The sequence below is a fragment of the Vibrio sp. SCSIO 43135 genome, from assembly GCF_023716665.1.
Lineage (GTDB): Bacteria > Pseudomonadota > Gammaproteobacteria > Enterobacterales > Vibrionaceae > Vibrio > Vibrio paucivorans.
Window position 1 is genome coordinate 2,507,889 of record NZ_CP071859.1, and the last position, 17,667, is coordinate 2,525,555.

The 17,667-nt window shown below is 47.2% G+C and carries 10 protein-coding genes; 6 read left to right on the forward strand and 4 right to left on the reverse strand.

Features of this window, described 5'->3' with window-relative positions; translation table 11 throughout:
* The first annotated feature begins 164 nt into the window (after window positions 1–164).
* From ebgA to J4N42_RS11230, 4 genes are all read left to right on the forward strand, one after another.
* Entirely contained in the window at window positions 165–3,272 is a 3,108-nt protein-coding gene (ebgA, locus tag J4N42_RS11215; protein WP_252028005.1) for a beta-galactosidase subunit alpha, read from the forward strand.
* Between the two features lie 3 nt (window positions 3,273–3,275).
* Window positions 3,276–3,728 (forward strand): beta-galactosidase subunit beta, encoded by a 453-nt coding sequence (locus tag J4N42_RS11220; protein ID WP_252028006.1) that lies wholly within the window; start codon window positions 3,276–3,278, stop codon window positions 3,726–3,728.
* A 170-nt stretch (window positions 3,729–3,898) separates the two neighbouring features.
* Window positions 3,899–5,335, forward strand: coding sequence for an amino acid permease (locus J4N42_RS11225; RefSeq protein ID WP_252028007.1), 1,437 nt, complete (start codon window positions 3,899–3,901; stop codon window positions 5,333–5,335).
* A 206-nt stretch (window positions 5,336–5,541) separates the two neighbouring features.
* Complete coding sequence (locus J4N42_RS11230; protein ID WP_252028008.1) at window positions 5,542–6,435, forward strand: DMT family transporter; 894 nt, start codon at window positions 5,542–5,544, stop codon at window positions 6,433–6,435.
* Here J4N42_RS11230 and J4N42_RS11235 read toward each other — a convergent pair.
* Window positions 6,410–7,123, reverse strand: coding sequence for an AraC family transcriptional regulator (locus tag J4N42_RS11235; protein WP_252028009.1), 714 nt, complete (start codon window positions 7,121–7,123; stop codon window positions 6,410–6,412). The genes J4N42_RS11230 and J4N42_RS11235 overlap by 26 nt on opposite strands.
* 308 nt (window positions 7,124–7,431) lie before the next feature.
* Here J4N42_RS11235 and ygjJ point away from each other — a divergent pair, with 308 nt between their 5' ends.
* Window positions 7,432–8,490: a protein YgjJ gene (gene ygjJ, locus J4N42_RS11240; RefSeq protein ID WP_252028010.1), complete on the forward strand. Its 1,059-nt coding sequence runs from the start codon at window positions 7,432–7,434 to the stop codon at window positions 8,488–8,490.
* 15 nt (window positions 8,491–8,505) lie between these two features.
* Window positions 8,506–10,884, forward strand: coding sequence for an alpha-glucosidase (ygjK, locus tag J4N42_RS11245; protein WP_252028011.1), 2,379 nt, complete (start codon window positions 8,506–8,508; stop codon window positions 10,882–10,884).
* A gap of 71 nt (window positions 10,885–10,955) precedes the next feature.
* Here ygjK and J4N42_RS11250 read toward each other — a convergent pair whose 3' ends face one another.
* The 3 genes from J4N42_RS11250 to J4N42_RS11260 form a co-directional block, all read right to left on the reverse strand.
* Window positions 10,956–13,079, reverse strand: coding sequence for an alpha-galactosidase (locus J4N42_RS11250; protein ID WP_252028012.1), 2,124 nt, complete (start codon window positions 13,077–13,079; stop codon window positions 10,956–10,958).
* 29 nt (window positions 13,080–13,108) lie between these two features.
* Entirely contained in the window at window positions 13,109–16,234 is a 3,126-nt protein-coding gene (locus J4N42_RS11255) for a beta-galactosidase (protein ID WP_252028013.1), read from the reverse strand.
* Window positions 16,235–16,390: 156 nt separating this feature from the next.
* On the reverse strand, window positions 16,391–17,617 hold the full coding sequence (locus tag J4N42_RS11260; protein WP_252028014.1) for an ABC transporter substrate-binding protein: 1,227 nt from the start codon (window positions 17,615–17,617) through the stop codon (window positions 16,391–16,393).
* Between the last annotated feature and the right edge of the window lie 50 nt (window positions 17,618–17,667).

Sequence of the window (17,667 nt, forward strand, 5' to 3'; positions counted from 1 at the left end):
ACTCGATCACAGCAATTCGATAAATCACTCAATAAAACGTGACCAAGTTAAAGTAAAACGTTTTCACAAATTTATTTTAGTAAAAGTTTTACTAATATCTTTCCCAGATAGTTATTTTACCAATAGAACGTCGGCGTTCATGCAGTCGCCGAGGGGAGAGAAACGTGAACAACTGGGAAAACTTCCTCCATTTACATGAGAACCGTTTAGCACCTCGTGCTTACTTTTTCTCATACGACTCAGTTCAAAGCGCAACAACATTTCAACGTGAGCTAAGTAGTCGTTTTCAATTACTCAGCGGTCAATGGAATTTCAATTACTTCAGCAACCCACTACTGGTGCCTGAAGAGTTTTACACACAGAAAATGACCGACTGGGGCAGTATTACTGTACCGAACATGTGGCAAATGGAAGGCCACGGCGATCTTCAATATACCGATGAAGGTTTCCCATTCCCGATTGATGTACCTTTCGTACCAAGCGATAACCCAACCGGCGCCTATCAGCGTACTTTTAACCTTGGTGCTAACTGGAACGACAAACAGACCCTAATCAAGTTTGATGGTGTAGAAACCTACTTTGAAGTGTATGTGAACGGCCAATATGTTGGTTTTAGTAAAGGCAGCCGCCTGACGGCAGAATTCGACATCTCAGCGTTCGTCAACCAAGGTGAAAACCTGTTGTCGGTACGCGTGATGCAGTGGGCTGACTCAACTTACATTGAAGACCAAGATATGTGGTGGACAGGCGGTATCTTCCGCGATGTTTACCTTGTCGGTAAAGAGCAAGTCCACGTGCAAGACCTAACGGTTCGCACTGACTTCGCCGACGATTACCAAAGCGCGACATTAAACTGCGCTGTTGAGCTAGAAAACCTTAACGCTGCCGAAGCACAAGGTTACTCACTTGAGTACACATTATTTGATAAAAAACAGGTTGTCGCACAAGGCTCTTGCGCCAACCTGTCTATCGCAGACAAAAGCCACACCCAATTTGCAATTGATGTTTGCGAACCGACTCATTGGACAGCTGAAAACCCTTACCTTTACCAATTGGTTATCACGCTAAAAGATGCACAAGGCAACGTGGTTGAAGTGATTCCTCAACGCGTTGGCTTCCGTGACATCAAAGTTCGTGACGGCTTGTTCTACATCAACAATAAATACGTGATGTTGCACGGCGTTAACCGCCACGATAACGACCACCTCAAAGGTCGTGCGGTTGGTATGGATCGCGTCGAGAAAGATATTGTGCTGATGAAGCAGCACAACATTAACTCAGTACGTACCGCGCACTATCCAAATGACCCACGTTTCTACGAACTGTGTGACATTTACGGTTTGTTTGTCATGGCTGAAACCGACGTTGAGACACACGGTTTTGCCAACGTTGGCGATTTAAGCCGAATTACCAACGATGCTGCGTGGGAAGCCGTTTTCGTCGAGCGCATTGAACGTCATATTCATGCTCAGAAAAACCACCCTTCAATCATCATGTGGTCACTGGGTAATGAATCTGGGTACGGCTGTAATATTCGTGCGATGTACGACGCCGCGAAACTCATTGATGACACTCGCCTAGTCCATTACGAAGAAGATCGTGATGCTGAGGTCGTAGACGTTATTTCTACCATGTATTCACGTGCGCAGCTGATGAACTACTTCGGTGAGTTCCCGCACGATAAGCCTCGCATTATCTGTGAGTACGCACACGCTATGGGTAACGGCCCTGGCGGTTTGACCGAATACCAAAATGTGTTCTACCAACACGACCATATTCAAGGTCACTACGTTTGGGAATGGTGTGACCATGGCATCCTAGCTCGTGATGAAGCTGGAACCGAGTTTTATAAATACGGTGGCGACTACGGCGATTACCCAAATAACTACAACTTCTGTATGGATGGCCTGATCTACCCAGACCAAACACCGGGCCCAGGCCTTAAAGAGTACAAACAAGTTATCGCGCCAGTGAAGATTCGCGCTTTGGACGCCAAAGCAGGCACTTTCGTCGTGGAAAATAAATTGTGGTTTAGCGACCTCAATGACTACACCATCACCGCCGATATTCGAGCTGAAGGTGAAACCCTACACAGCGTGCAATTCAAAGTGGAAGAGTTAGCTGAAAACTCACAGCGTGAAATCGCACTTGAACTACCAGAGTTGGATACCCGTGAAGCCTTTATCAACTTCACAGTACGTAAAGACTCTCGCACCGCTTACAGCGATGCAAACCACGATATCGCGGTTTATCAATTCCAATTGAAGCAAAATACGGCTCAGCTGCCTGCGTACCAAAACAGCAATGCGACAGAACTTCAATTGCAAGAGTCTCGTTTAGATTACTCAATCCAAGGGCACAACTTTGTCATCAACTTCTCGAAGGTAAACGGCAAGCTAACCTCATGGATCGTCAACGGCGAACAACTGATTAAGTCAGAGCCTAAACTGAGCTTCTTCAAGCCGATGATCGACAACCATAAGCAAGAACACGATGGTTTATGGGAACCTGCTCACCTGCAAATCATGCAAGAGCACTTCCGCAGCCTAGATGTACAGCAGCACAACGGTAGTGTTCGTATCACAACCACCAGCATTGTGGCACCTCCAGTATTTGATTTTGGTATGCGCTGTACTTATCGCTATGAAATCACAGCAAACGGCCAGCTAAATGTGGAAGTGAGTGGCGAACGCTACGGCGACTACCCACATGTCATTCCAGCTATCGGCCTCGACCTAGGCATCAACGGTGACTTCGACCAAGTTCAATACTACGGACGTGGTCCAGAAGAAAACTACCAAGACAGCCAACAAGCCAACGTGATTGACGTGTACCAATCGACTGTTGGCGACATGTTCGAGAACTATCCGTTCCCGCAAAACAACGGTAACCGTCAGCATGTCCGCTGGGCAGCACTTTCTAACCGTCATGGCTGTGGTTTAGCGGTTAAGCCGCAACAAGAAATCAACTTCAGTGCTTGGTTCTACACCAATGAAAACCTGCATCAAGCGCAGCACACCATCGAATTAGAGAAAAGCGGCTACATCACCTTGAACCTCGATATCCAAGTAATGGGTCTCGGTTCTAACTCTTGGGGCAGTGAAGTGCTGGACTCTTACCGCGTATACATGGATGAGTTCCGCTACGGCGTATCGCTAGTGCCTTTCCAAGCAGGCGATTGCACCGCAGCAAGCTTGATGAACCACTCTTTCGACACTGATTTTTTTACAACGACTGAGTCACACCAAGGCTCTAGCGTTAACGAGGCATAACCCATGATCGTATTAGACAGCTTAGAGCAATTTAAAGTGGTATATCGCGATGGCCGTAAATGGAATCGTTGTATCGAAGCGATTGAAAACATTGGCAATATCAAAGATGGCGTTATGTATTCCATTGGCGATTCCTTGGTGTACATGATTCAAGACGGCGCAGCTAAAACCACTGACACATTTGAAGGTAACCGCCGTTATTTCGATGTTCACTACTACCTCACTGGTACAGAAAGCATTGAAGTGGCAAACAAGGTAGACCTAGAGCAAGTCGAAGCCTACCGCGATGAAACTGACCGTGAATATTTTCAAGGTCAAGGGGACGTGACTTCTGTCGCCGCAGGCCAAGTCGTTATCTTCGACAACGATCAGGCGCATCGTTTTAGCCACAGTGAACAGCTTCGAAAAGTGGTTCTCAAGGTCACGATTGAAGACGGCTACTTCCTTAACAAATAAGAGCTGGACAACGAACAGCTCGACGAATAACAGCGGGACCAGTGAGTGACATGCTCACTGGCCTCTCTGATTGAACTATAAGCGGGTCAGGCACAAGTACCAGACCTACAACTTACAAAACACTCAATAAAGATAGAGTGTATACTAGACGTGATTCATTGGAGGACACTATGTCTGAATCTATGCGCGGCACCATTGGCAAATTTGCCTTGCTGTCGATGACATTTGCGGCGGTATTTAACGTCCGCAACATCGTAAACAACAACATTGAATTAGGCCTGAGCTCTGCGCCTATTTTCTTGCTGGCGACGATTGTCTACTTCATTCCTTTCGTATTTATTATCGCGGAATTCGTTTCTGCGAATAAAAACTCTGAGTCGGGCATGTATGACTGGCTTAAACAGCCACTTGGCTCAAAAGCAGCCTACCTTGGCTCGTTCTTATACTGGTTCGTAAACCTGTTTTGGTTCGTATCGCTACTGCCAAACGTTATTGCCTACGCGTCTTACGCGATGCTGGGTTACGAATACACCTTCTCACCAATGGTGACCTCAATCATCTCCATTGTCCTGTTTGCAGCAGCCACTCATATCTCAACTAAGGGCGCATCTTGGTTAGGTAAGATTTCTGAGATTGTTGCCTACGGTGTATTTGCACTGTTCGGTATCTACGTTCTAGGTGCATTGATGGCACTAAGCGGCGGCGACTACACTCCTGCAGAACCAATCACAATGGAAGCAATGAGCCCAACAATTAACTGGGCAACGCTAGGTATCATGTGTTGGATTTTCCAAGCAGCCGGCGGTGCAGAAACGGCAGCAGCTTACCTAAAAGATGTAAAAGGTGGCCAAAAAGCCTTCATCAAAGTGATCATCCTTGCTGGTGTGCTTATTGGTGCAATGTACGCCATTGGCTCACTACTCGTGAACGTATTCGTTCCACGCGAAGACCTAACCTACGCCGGTGGTATGGTAGAGATCTTCACTGGTATGGCTCAGTACTTTGACGTTTCTACCGCTATGGTTGGTCGCTTCGTTGGTATCGTACTCTTCATCGCAATGTTCGGCTCAATGATGATGTGGACAGCGGCTCCAGTAAAAATCCACTTCTCTGAAATTCCAAAAGGCGTTTACGGCGAAAAAACGACTGAGCTAAACGAGCACGGTGTACCTGTTCGCGCAGCATGGTGGCAGTTCGCATTCGTTGTTGTGATGCTAGTGGTGAATGGCTTTGGTTCAGAGTCTGTTCAAGACATGATGAACCAAGCAATTAACCTAACAGCAGGTACAGCAATGCTACCGCCAATCTTCATCATGGTGGCGTACTTTGTGTTCCGCTTGAAGTTCGACGACACACCACGTGACTTCCGCATGGGGTCTCGTAACTTTGGTATGGCAGTGGTTTCTGTTCTGATTCTGATCTTCGTTGTCAGTATGACAGCATCGGCGTTCCCAACAGGTGTAAACCTAGTTCGCGCCTTCTTCATCAACGTATTTATGACCGCAGTCTTCTCGGCTCTGGCATGGTGGTGGATTTCTCGCTTCGAAAAAAAGCAAGCAAAAAAAGCCGCTAACCAAGAGTCTGGTAAGCCAGCGACTCAAGCATAAGTTCCTAATTTACTAGTCCATTAGTAAGTCCATGGGCACCGAAAGGTGCCCTTTTTTGTTTCCTACTCCTCAGAAACTTCGCCTTCAAAGCACATTAAACCGTCTTTTCGGACAACTCTCATTTCATAAGCCACGGTATAGTTTTCCTTAACGTGTGCGCCCACGACCTATTCCATTTAGTCATGTTTGCGGTTAAGGAAACCAAAATGAAAAACCTCAACACCTTTGCCCCGGTTCTGTTTCTTGTTATGTGGAGCAGTGGCGCAGTAATCGTAAAACTCGGATTGCAGTTTGCTTCAGAATGGAGCTTTTTAACTCTGCGAGCTGCACTCTCATTCGCCTGTATCAGTATGATGTATCTGATAGCCAAACGCCTCTATCCCAATGGATTTACGCAGGTTCGACGTCAGGATTTCAAAAGCATTCTCGCTGTCGGACTAATGCTGCAAGTGTTGTATCTCGCCTTTTATATTTTGGCGATTGGCTCAGGCATCTCCCCAGGCTTGGTGACTTTAGTACTTGGCTTACAACCGCTGATTACGCCACTACTGTGCAAGCAGCGACTCACGGCTACTCAGATCATATTACTTATGGTCGGGTTTGCTGGGCTAGCAATTGCCATTTCAGGTTCGCAAAGCATCCAACACATTGCAGCAACGGGTTTTGGCTTCGCCCTATGTGCTTTGCTGGCCATTACCGGTGGAACTATTTGGCAGGCGAACATTCGAGTGCATTCGGTGCAAGCGATGTTCTACCAAAGCGGTTTAGCGACACTGTCGTTTAGCGGTTTAACCCTTCTGACCGGATGGCAAGTAGATTGGACGGGCGAGTTTGTATTTGCTTGGCTGTGGATGAGTTTAGTCGTGTCGGTCGGCGCATTGCTGCTACTGATGTACATGGTCAAACAAGACAGTGCCGACAAAGTTAGCGTCCTATTTTACGCCATCCCAGTGCTGACGTACTTATTTGACTACTTGCTGTTTGATGAGCCACTGACACTCACCACTTTGCTAGGAATGGTCATTGTCGCAAGTGCAGTGATACTTTACCGAAAGTATACCCACGCTCGCCCGGCTAACTTTGCCAACGATGCTGCTTAGGTGGCTGATTAAAATATCGAGTAAAACTGCGAGTAAACGAAGATGCGCTACTAAACCCGACTTTCTCGGCGATGATGCTAACGGGCAAGTCGGTGTTTGCCAACAGCGTACTCGCTCGCTCCATTCTCAATTTAGCGAGGTATTTCAACGGCGTAAGTTTTATGTCTTTACTGAACAGATGTTTAAATTGAGTAGGGCTTAGACAGGCAACGTCAGCCAGCTCTTCAATGGTGTGTGGCTTGGCAATATCTTGATTCAGATATTGAATGACTTTCTTGATTCGACTGTCGACTTTTTCTCCAGACTCTTGACGAACAAGTAACTCAAATAACAGCACCATCATGTTTTCCTCCAGCTCTGCCGACGTTGAAAGCTCAAGCTGTTTTTCAATAAAGCGGATGTAGTGATGACTGGCTTCATCTAAATGCAGAATTGGGTGTTGCAAAGTCAGTAATCGTTCTGGCAACTCATCCACATCGATAACGAGAAAACGAAAGTCTTCTCGGGCTTTAAACTCATGGAAGCACCCAGATTCGATGATGACACAATCTCCATACGACACACTTGCCGCTCGCCCGTCGAGCGTTAAATCAATGAATCCACGCAATGGCAACAACACTTGATGATGAACGTGACTGTGTCCATCGGAAGATGGGCTGTAAGAGCGAATGGTAATTTTATCAGTCACATCATTTCTCACTGCATGGTTGTGTGGTCCCCCAGCCTATCATACATAGACACATATCAATCAATTGCAGATTAATTCCGTATGCCAATACCTCAGCTATATCGTTTAAACATCAAAAAACCTCAAAAGGTAAAATTTTACTAAATATAGATCACACCTTAACTAAAGAGCATTTAGTCAAACTTAGATTGATCGATAAAATTATCATCAGCTAGTGCGCAAAGTTGATCATACGCCTATAGAGCACACCCCAACAGAATCAACCAGGCCCACCAAGCAAATTCCTACACAATTAAGAAGTGACTAAAATGAAATTACATTTTACTAAAACTGTTTTATCCGGGTTAATTCTTGCTGCTGTGAACGTGCACGCTGCTGAAAGCGAAGCCAACCACAGCACCACTCAACCACCACAAGCCAGCTCGCCAGAGTTGAGCTTCGACTTTTACGGTGAATTGGGTGTGGGTGGTCATGTTGCTCTGGAGGGTGACGACAAAGGCCGTTACGCCGACGGTACGTATATCGAAGGTGGTTTAGCGGTCGAGTATGGTAACTGGTTTGGTCTGGCCTACATGGAAGGCTGGACAGTTCAGGCAGACGACGATGGCAATGCTTGGGCAACAGGCCACGGTTGGGGCGGCTTTGAAGGTGGTTTTAACCGCTTCTATGCTGGCTACCGCACTGATGGCAATACAGAATTTATGGTTGGTCGTATGGACTCTTCTCTGGATGATATCCAGTGGTGGGGCGATGCAACTGTTGAGTACGGTTACGTTATTTCCAATACCCGTGACGTATTCTTAGGCGCAAAAATCCAGAACTTAGACGGTAAGTTCCGCTACAGCATCTCTGCAGCACCAGAGTCTGACTTCTCTGAAGATGACTCTTGGGTGAACTTTGGCAAATACGACCGCTTTGCCGATCAATGGATCGACAAGAACGCAATGGTCAACGGTTATATTCAATATGATATCGCCGAAAACCTAACCCTTTTAGGTGGTGCCGAAGTTCGTAACAACGATGGCGGTGAGCTATTCCTATTGGGTGCTGAATACAAAAACGTTGCAGCACGTGTATGGCACGATACCGACAAAGGCAACCAAGTTTCAGACGGCACTGAGTCAGGCTTTATGACCAGTACTTGGTACGAAGCAGCCCCGGGCGTCTACCTATCTGCTGCTTATAACTACGCAAACTTCGAATCTGATACTGCGGAAGACGAAATCACGTCATACATCAACGCAGGTGTTTGGTGGGAATACGGCAACGGTACGTGGGCAACAGCCTTCGATAGCCGCTTCGCAGTTGGTGACGACAATGTCACTGGCGACGCTCAAGTTTTCGCAATGCAATACTTCTACTGGTAAACCGAGGATTAATTCATGACTTTACGTAAAACGCTGATCGCTTTAGCCGTTGGTTCTGTAGTCACACTATCTGGCTGTAACGCGCTTACTTCTTCTGAAGCGCCGCTACAAGCGAACGAATTTAAGAACGTCATTGATCGTACTGGTTCACCAGAATACATGCGCGATTACGATTTCGATGATCACCAACGCTACAACCCATTTTTCGACCTAGGTGCATGGCACGGCCACCTGCTACCAGATAACGCAGACGGCATGGGCGGCTTCCCGGGTACTGCGCTATTAACCGAAGAATACATTAACTTCATGGCGAACAACTTTGACCGCCTAAGCGTGTACAAAGATGGTCAGAAAGTCGCGTTCGAAATGGACGCTTACAGCCTGCCTGGCGCGTTAGTTCAAAAACTCACATCTAAGGATGTGACGGTTGAAATGACTATCCGCTTCGCTTCAGACCGTACTTCTCTATTGGAAACTAAAATCACGTCTGACACTCCAGTAGAGCTAGTGTGGGACGGTGAACTGCTAGAGAAATACCACGCGAAAGAAGGTGAACCTCAATCAGATAAAACGATTGATGAGCAATACCCAGATTACAACCGTACGATCGTCGCAACCGACGACGGCCTTAAAGTCACATTTGGCAAAGTTCGTTCTACTTGGGATCTTCTGACTTCTGGTGAATCTGAGTATCAAATCCACAAATCTATCGATATGGAAACAGAAGTCGATGGCCACCGCTTTACGTCTAAAGCAAGCGTAGAAGGCTCAACGACGATCTACACTACTTACACACATGTATTAACCGCGCAAGAGAATCAAGCTGAACAGGCGAAGATTGCCGATATTCTAGGCAACCCAGAATCTTACCTAGAAGCTTCTGAGCAGCGCTGGGAAGACTACCTAGAGAAAGGCTTAACCAACCCGCACGCTACACCAGAGCAAGAGCGCGTAGCTGTTAAATCAATGGAAACATTGAACGGTAACTGGCGCGGTGTTGCTGGTGCAATGAAGTTTGACTCTGTGACACCTTCTGTGACGGCGCGTTGGTTCTCAGGTAACCAAACTTGGCCGTGGGATACGTGGAAACAAGCGTACGCAATGGCGCACTTCAACCCAGATGTAGCGAAAGACAACATTCGCGCAATGTTCGCATACCAGATCCAAGCAGACGATCCAGTACGCCCTTGGGACGAAGGCTATGTGCCAGACCTACTCGCTTACAACCTAAGCCCAGAACGTGGCGGTGATGGTGGCAACTGGAACGAGCGTAACACTAAGCCAAGCCTTGCGGCATGGGCAGTAATGGAAGTGTACAAAACCACTGGTGACAAAGCATGGATCGAGGAAATGTATCCTAAGCTAGTGGCTTACCATGATTGGTGGCTACGTAACCGTGATAACAACGGTAACGGCGTTCCTGAGTACGGTGCAGCTGTCGATAAAGCACACAACACACCAGAAGGTGAAATGTACTTCACCGTGGTACGTGGCGACGATCACGAGACCATCATCGGTAAGAAAGCACTGGCAGAAGTCATGGCGAAGGGTGATTACGATTACATCGAAAGCCCAGCTCAAACAGCAGCTTCTTGGGAATCTGGCCGTGATGACGCAGCCGTATTCGGTTTCATCGACAAAGATCAGCTAGATGCTTATGTTGCGAACGGCGGTAAGCGCAGTGATTGGGACGTAGAGTTTGCACAAAACCGTGCGGAAGATGGCACTCTATTGGGTTACTCACTGCTGCAAGAGTCCGTTGACCAAGCCAGCTACATGTTCAGCGATAACCAATACCTAGCGGAAATGGCCGACATGTTAGGCAAAGATGAAGACGCAAAAGCGTTCCGCGCAAAAGCGAAACACCTAGCCGATTACATCAACACTTGTATGTTCGACGAAAGCACAGGGTTCTTCTACGACATCCGTATCGAAGACAAACCATTAGCAAATGGCTGTGCGGGTAAACCAATCGTAGAGCGCGGCATGGGCCCAGAGGGTTGGTCTCCACTATTCAATGGAGCCGCAACACAAGCCAATGCTGACTCTGTGGTGAAAGTGATGAAAGATACTGAAGAGTTCAACACTTACGTTCCACTAGGCACTGCAGCGCTGTCTAACCCTGCGTTTGGCCCAGATATCTACTGGCGTGGACGTGTATGGGTGGATCAGTTCTACTTCGGCCTGAAAGGTATGGACCGTTACGGTTACGGCGAAGATGCGGTTGAAATGGCAACTGCTTTCTTCGACAACGCTGACGGCCTAGTTCAAGACGGCCCAATCCGCGAGAACTACAACCCACTAACGGGCGATCAACAAGGTGCACCTAACTTCTCTTGGAGTGCCGCGCACCTATACATGCTTTACAACGACTTCTTCACCGAAGACAAGTAAATCCCCGCGATAAAGTTATTAAAAAGGGCACCATTAGGTGCCCTTTCTTTTTATCTCGAGTAAGCATTCATCTATTCAGCCAACTCCGTGACTTCAAGTAATAACGCCGCTTCAGGGTCAAGAATGGGTAACGATAGCCCCATATTCATTAACCACTCTCCGTTAGCGACCAGCTCACCGCTCTCCCACCAGCCCGCATTTTCCTTCATCAGCGAAGCACTGCTTTGTGGGTAATCCACCAACTTAATGTGGTAGTTCGCGCTTGGGTTAAGTTCTATCAATCGAATAGGATCAGGTAATGCATAGTCTGGCATCGCTAACTGGCACACAATGACGATACTTTGCGAACCATTGCTCACGCCATAGGCTAAATGCGTATCATCGATGTTATCGAGATAAAAGCTGCGCCCATGATGCAACAACTCACGATAGTGTTTATGCAAAGTAATGTAATGAGCGAAAGCCTGCTTTTCTGATTCCGACTCTTTTACCGGGTCCAGCTCTACCCCCATATGGCCAGTCAACGCAGTTAAACCTCTCAAGTTAATACTGTGAGTTCGGCGCGTGGTATGGCTGTGTTTAGGACCAATATGCGCACCCATCACTTCTGGAGGGAAAAAGATCCCCATGTGCTTTTGAATCGTTTGGCGCTCCAATGCATCGTTGCAGTCTGAAGTCCAGAAGCGACAAGTTCGCTTGAGAATTTCGTAATCAATCCGTCCACCACCCGAAGAGCAAGACTCAATCTCTACATTTGGGTGGGCGCGATTCAACTTATCGATAAGGCGATATAAAGCGCGTGTTTGCCCATTAACGGAAGCTTGTCCTTGGTGAGTCGGCTGTACCAGTTCTCGGTTCATATCCCACTTCACGTAACCAATATTGTGCTCTGCAAGCAGCTTATCTAGGCTCTGATACAAATAATCAAAGCAGTCTTGGTTTTGCAGGTTCAATACATATTGATAACGCCCCGTTGGCTGCTCATAGCCTTGTGCAGCTAGCAACCATTCAGGATGAGCGCGGAACAGATCCGAGTCTGGGTTGACCATTTCTGGTTCAACCCAAATACCAAACTCCATTCCGAGCTGATTCACGTGCTCAATAACCGGATGGAGGCCGTTGGGATATTTACTTTGATCCAGTACCCAATCGCCTAACGAAGACTTGTCGTCATTTCGCCCTTTAAACCACCCATCATCAATAATAAAACGTTCAACGCCAATCTTGGCAGCTTCGGTCGCCATCTGGCAGATATACTCAGGATCGTGTTCAAAGTAGATCCCCTCCCAAGTATTAAGGTGAACCGGACGCGGTTTGTTAGCATCAAAGGCTAGAACCTGCTCGCGGACAAACTGGTGATGGCTTGCACGTATACCGTTAATCCCCGAACGGCTGTATGACGCGTATAACTCCGGCGTGGTGTAACTTTCATTTTCGGCCAGTACGATTTCACCCGGCAGTAATAGCTCCCCGGCTTGCATAAAACGGCGACCATCGCTTTTCACTTCTGCGCGCAGTTGATGATTACCACTCCAAGCCAGATGAAAGCCCCACACTTCCCCATTTTGCTCGCTGAATCCGCTCTGGCCGAGTAAACACGCCGGAAAGTATTCATGCGATGTTCGGCCACGGCGGTTTTCAGCGCTCCAAGCACCATGAGAAATCAACTGCCGGTTGGCCTGTAGTTCTCGGCTCCATCTACCGTAGTAACTCTCAACCTCATTAGCTCGATGTGGGACAGGCAGAGTAAGCGCCAATTTGTTTAACGTATAATCAGCTCCTGACTGATTGGTGAGTGTCACCTGCTTGCGTAGTACGCCAGTGGCAAAGTCGAGTGCGAGTGTGATGCTGAGCGCTAAGTTTGCTTGCTGATCTAAACAATGTATCTCCGCCACATTGTCATTTTGCTGATGGGAAAGGTATTCAAACCTTGGCATAGCATTAAGCCCAGCATGATGGCCTTCGATACCAGATGCCCCAAATGAGCCTCGCCCCAGTTCTGGACACAAGGTTAGCGGCACATCTTGATCGAGCCGCGCTTGTGGCACCGCTCGCTGTTGAGTATGTATGAATGCCTCTATCTGATTAGCATTCAGTGGTGTAATAGCCGCTCCCCAATACACAATTTCGGGCGCAGGTGTAAGCTTCACTAACAAGGAGACAAGTGGACTGTGAAGCTGAATAATCTGAGTCATTGACGGTAAACCCTCAAAGTAAGTTACGGCTACTGCTGAAACTGCAAGCAGACCTGATATCGGTATCGATTTTGTGTCAGTTGATACGCCTTATGCACACTCGGAGTCCAAGAGTCATCGCCACCTACCCCCATATGGAAGCCATCAATACGCACAAACAAAGTATCGCTCTTAGTCAGCTCATTAGTGTGCTTCGCTTGAGCCAAATTTTGCTGACTGTATTCACTCACCGAGAAATGGAACTGGCCTTTAACGCTAAGTTCACCAACAGCGGCTTGCTGCACATCACAGCGCAAGCCATTTTCTGATGGGAAGATGTACCCCGTATGCATATCGGCGATACTTGCCTCATAGTGCCCCATATGAGCTGATAACTTTCTGTCTGGGTAGTTTTCATGTGGCCCACGCCCATACCAGCTCACTGGCAACTGGTGCTCACTTTCATCGTGATCAAACATCGCGACTTCCATGCCAATCCTCGGCAATGGCGGTAGATCGTTCGCTAGCGATACATCGACTTTGATGTCTACTTGTCCTACAGAATCAATTTGGTATCGCCAGTCGGACGTAATATACAGTTTGTCGTGATGGTAATAAGCTTGGCGACAGATGACTTCAACCCCACTGCGGGTGTAATACCATTCAAGGTCGAACGCTTCGCGGCGCAAGCTGGCTAAACCGATCGACTGCCATCGAGCAAACCAAGAGTTAGGATCAAGCTTGTCGGCTTCACTGGTACCAATATCGTTGTCCAGTGGGGCCCGGTAAAAGTTATCGACAATGGGTTGGCGTAACTTTTCGTTGTCGTTAACTTTCCAACTCGCAATCGCGCCAAGCGCTTTATCAAACTCAATCGCAAATAGATCACTGTAGACCAAAAGCGTATTTTCGTTATCAGCGACATTAGCCTGCCACATAGGTTTGTCGTTGGTAAGAGATAGCTCACCACACCCCAAAAGCTCAAATTGCTCTATTGCAGTGATATGGCCAGCCTTAGCCCAAGCCGTATCGTTAACTAATTTTACCTGCAAGTTTAAATGGTACTCCGCCCCGGGCTCTACTCTTGGTAAAGTGTTTTCAAGCACCAGTTCCACTTTTTGTTCCGCCCCCACAGCAAGCTCAATATGTCCTGATTCCACCTCTCGACCGTTGGCGGTAATGCTCCAATAAAGCGCTTCGTTATCACTGTTTGTAAACAAGTTCTCACTCTCGATGGAGACGCTTAGTGGGGTTTGCGATAGCAAGCTAAACTGGTAAAACTGCTGGGCTTTCTTTACTTCATGTAATGTTGGATGAAGGCTTCTATCTGGGAAAACCAGCCCATTGATACAGAACTGACGGTCGTTAATATGATCACCAAAGTCACCGCCATACCCCCAATATGTGTCACCGCTCGGTACTGCTTTGGTCAGGCCCTGATCAACCCAGTCCCAAATAAACCCACCTTGTAAGCGCGGGTTGTCTCGAAACGCCTGCCAGTAGTTATTGAAACTGCCTAAGCTATTCCCCATCGCATGGGCATATTCACACAATATCAGTGGGCGCTGTTCATTCGGCAATGCGATGGTCTTTTTGATACCGATACGAGGCGTGATTTCAGGCTGATGAGCCACCACTGGAAGATCCCAATCTACGCGCGCATACATTGGACAGATGATGTCGGTTGCGGCTGTCATCGCCCCACCGCCTTCATATTGCACCGGACGAGAAGGGTCACGCTGCTTTACCCATTGGTACATAGCATGGTGGTTGGTGCCAATACCGGATTCATTACCCAATGACCAAATAATCACACTAGGGTGGTTTTTATCCCGCTCAACTAAGCGCGTCATCCTACGCATGTAACTTTGTAGCCACTCGGCGCTGTCGGACAAGCGGCACATAGGAAACTGACCGTGTGTTTCGATATTCGCTTCGTCGACCAAATATAGCCCATACTCATCACACAGTTGATACCAAAGCGGATGGTTAGGATAGTGGGCGGTACGCACTGCATTGAAGTTGTTTTGTTTAAGCAACTTAATGTCGCGAATCATATCGTCTCGCGTCATAACATGCCCCAATTCAGGGTGATGCTCATGTCGGTTCACACCTCGAATTAGCAGCGCCTTACCATTAAGTTTCAGCTGCCCCTGGTCTATTTCGACTTTACGAAATCCGACCGAATAGGCTTCACAGTCAATGAGCTGACCCGCTTCATCAATCAACGCGACAACAACACGGTACAAATAAGGACGTTCGGCACTCCATAATTTGGGAGATGCTACCTCTATACTGTGCTGCGCTCTATCGCACCAAGCGCCTTTCTCATCGACAAATTGCTCCCCTGCGTTGGCCGTCTGTTCAGCAATCAGCTGATGCTTCCCATCGAATAAGCGCACTTGAACCGTATGGGGTAAGTTTTTACGTGACAGTGAAGTTTCAACGTGAAGTATCGCATCCCGATAACACGCGTCTAACTCGGTTTGGATTTCTACATCTCGGATATGAATCGTAGGCTTGGTCGTTAAGGTTACGTCGCGGAATATACCGCTTAGCCACCACATATCTTGATCTTCTAAGTAGGAACCATCACTCCACCTCATCACCATGACTGTCAGGTGGTTGGTGCCCTCAGCGAGATATGGTGTTAAATCAAAACACGCCGCAAGTCTTGAGTCCTGAGAGTATCCAACCCACTTGCCGTTACACCATAAGTGGAAAGCACTATTAACCCCATCAAAGGTTATCGCTGTAACCTGTCCTTCTTCAATCTGATGCTCAAACTGAGTACGATATACCCCCGTCGGATTATGCTTAGGCACATAAGGCGGTGTGTCTGGAAAAGGGTATTTTACGTTGGTATAGATCGGCTTATCACGGCCTTGCGTTGCTTCAGGCGCTAGCTGCCAATTACTTGGCACCGCGATATCATGCCATGTGCTGTCATCAAAACTCTTCTCAACGCACACCTCAGGAACCAGCTCAGGGGCATCAAACAGACGAAAACGCCATTCACCGTTCAGAGAACACTGATTGACAGATTGTCGGTTCTCCAATGCACTGGCTTCATCGGAAAATGCATGTAGCGGAGCATGAGCAGGTAACACATTGTGGTGCACAATATGCTGATTCTCCCATTCTCTAGCAGCAAGAATTTGAGCAAAAGTTTTCATCACAGCATCCTTTAACGATAAGAATGAAATACAAGAAAGTCTCTTAGAAGGGAAAGTGCCGGAAAGACACTTTAGGGAATACCGCCCCTCGCTTGCTCGATAAACCGACAAAGGACTCTAACTCACGAAAGGCGGTATATAAGGTGCAGTCAAACGTTACTTAAAGGTACGCTTGCTGACTTTATCTAGTTTCTTCAGGATCTTATCAATTCTCTCTGGGTGAACCATAAACTCTTGGAAGCCTTTCATGCCTTCTTTCGCCATAGCTGGATCAGTATCACGGTCGTAGAACTGAGCTGTACCTGAAGCGGTATTCAACATCTCAACACCTTTATTCAAGAACGGATCGTCTTTCACTTTTGCTTTGTTGTTGGTTGGGATCTGCAACATCATTTCATTGATAAGCTGCTGATTCTCAGCACGAGCAACAAACGCTAGGAATTTACGTGCATCTTCTTTGTTCTTAGCTTTCGATGGGATATGAATCGTATCCATTGGTGCATCTTCTGCTTTTGGCACATTCGGATCGATAATCGGGAACTGGAAGAAGCCCATTTTATCTTTCACATCCTCTGGGAAGTTCGCTGTTAGGAAGTTACCCATCAGATACATAGCAGCCTGACCGTTGTATAGGAAAGGTTGCGCTTCTTGCCATGAGTATGATGCATGGTTATCTAGGAAGTAACCTGGTTCAACAAGCTGTGCCCAGTTGGCAAAAGTTTTCTTCACTCGCTCATCAGAGTAAGGCACTTTGCCATCCATCAATTGAATGTGGAAATCGAGACCGTTGGTGCGCATGTTGATGTAATCGAACCACCCAGCTGCTGTCCATAAGTACTTGGTACCTATAGTAAATGGAGTGACTCCATTTTCTTTTAGAGTCGCCGATGCTTTAAGTAAGTCGTCCCATGTTTTTGGTTCAGCAATACCGAATTGTTGGAAAATATCTTTGCGGTAGTAAATGCCCCATTGGTAATACGTGTAAGGCACACCATACTGCTTATCTTGAATGGTCATTGCAGGCTTAGCAGAGGCAAAATCATCGTACATACCTTGTGATTGCCATAAATCACTAACATCTTCAAACAAGCCACGATCAACGAAAGTCTTCATACGGTTACCAGCGTACCAGAACACAACATCTGGTGGAGAAGTCACTAGCCAGTTACGAATCGTAGTTTTGTACGCTTCATGATCGTATAGGTTGTACTTCACGGTAATATCCGGGTTTTCTTTCTCAAAGCGTTCAACGATTTCTCCCCACGCCTTTTTTGGCGCAGGATCGGAGGCATCTGAGTTAATCACTAACGTTCCCGCCCAAGCAGAGGTGGATAACGTAGCCCCAAGTACCGCAGTAGCAGCAAGGTGTTTCACGTATTTCATATTCAGGTCCTTGTTATTGAGCATTTTGCTCATGGGTCCAATTGCTTTTT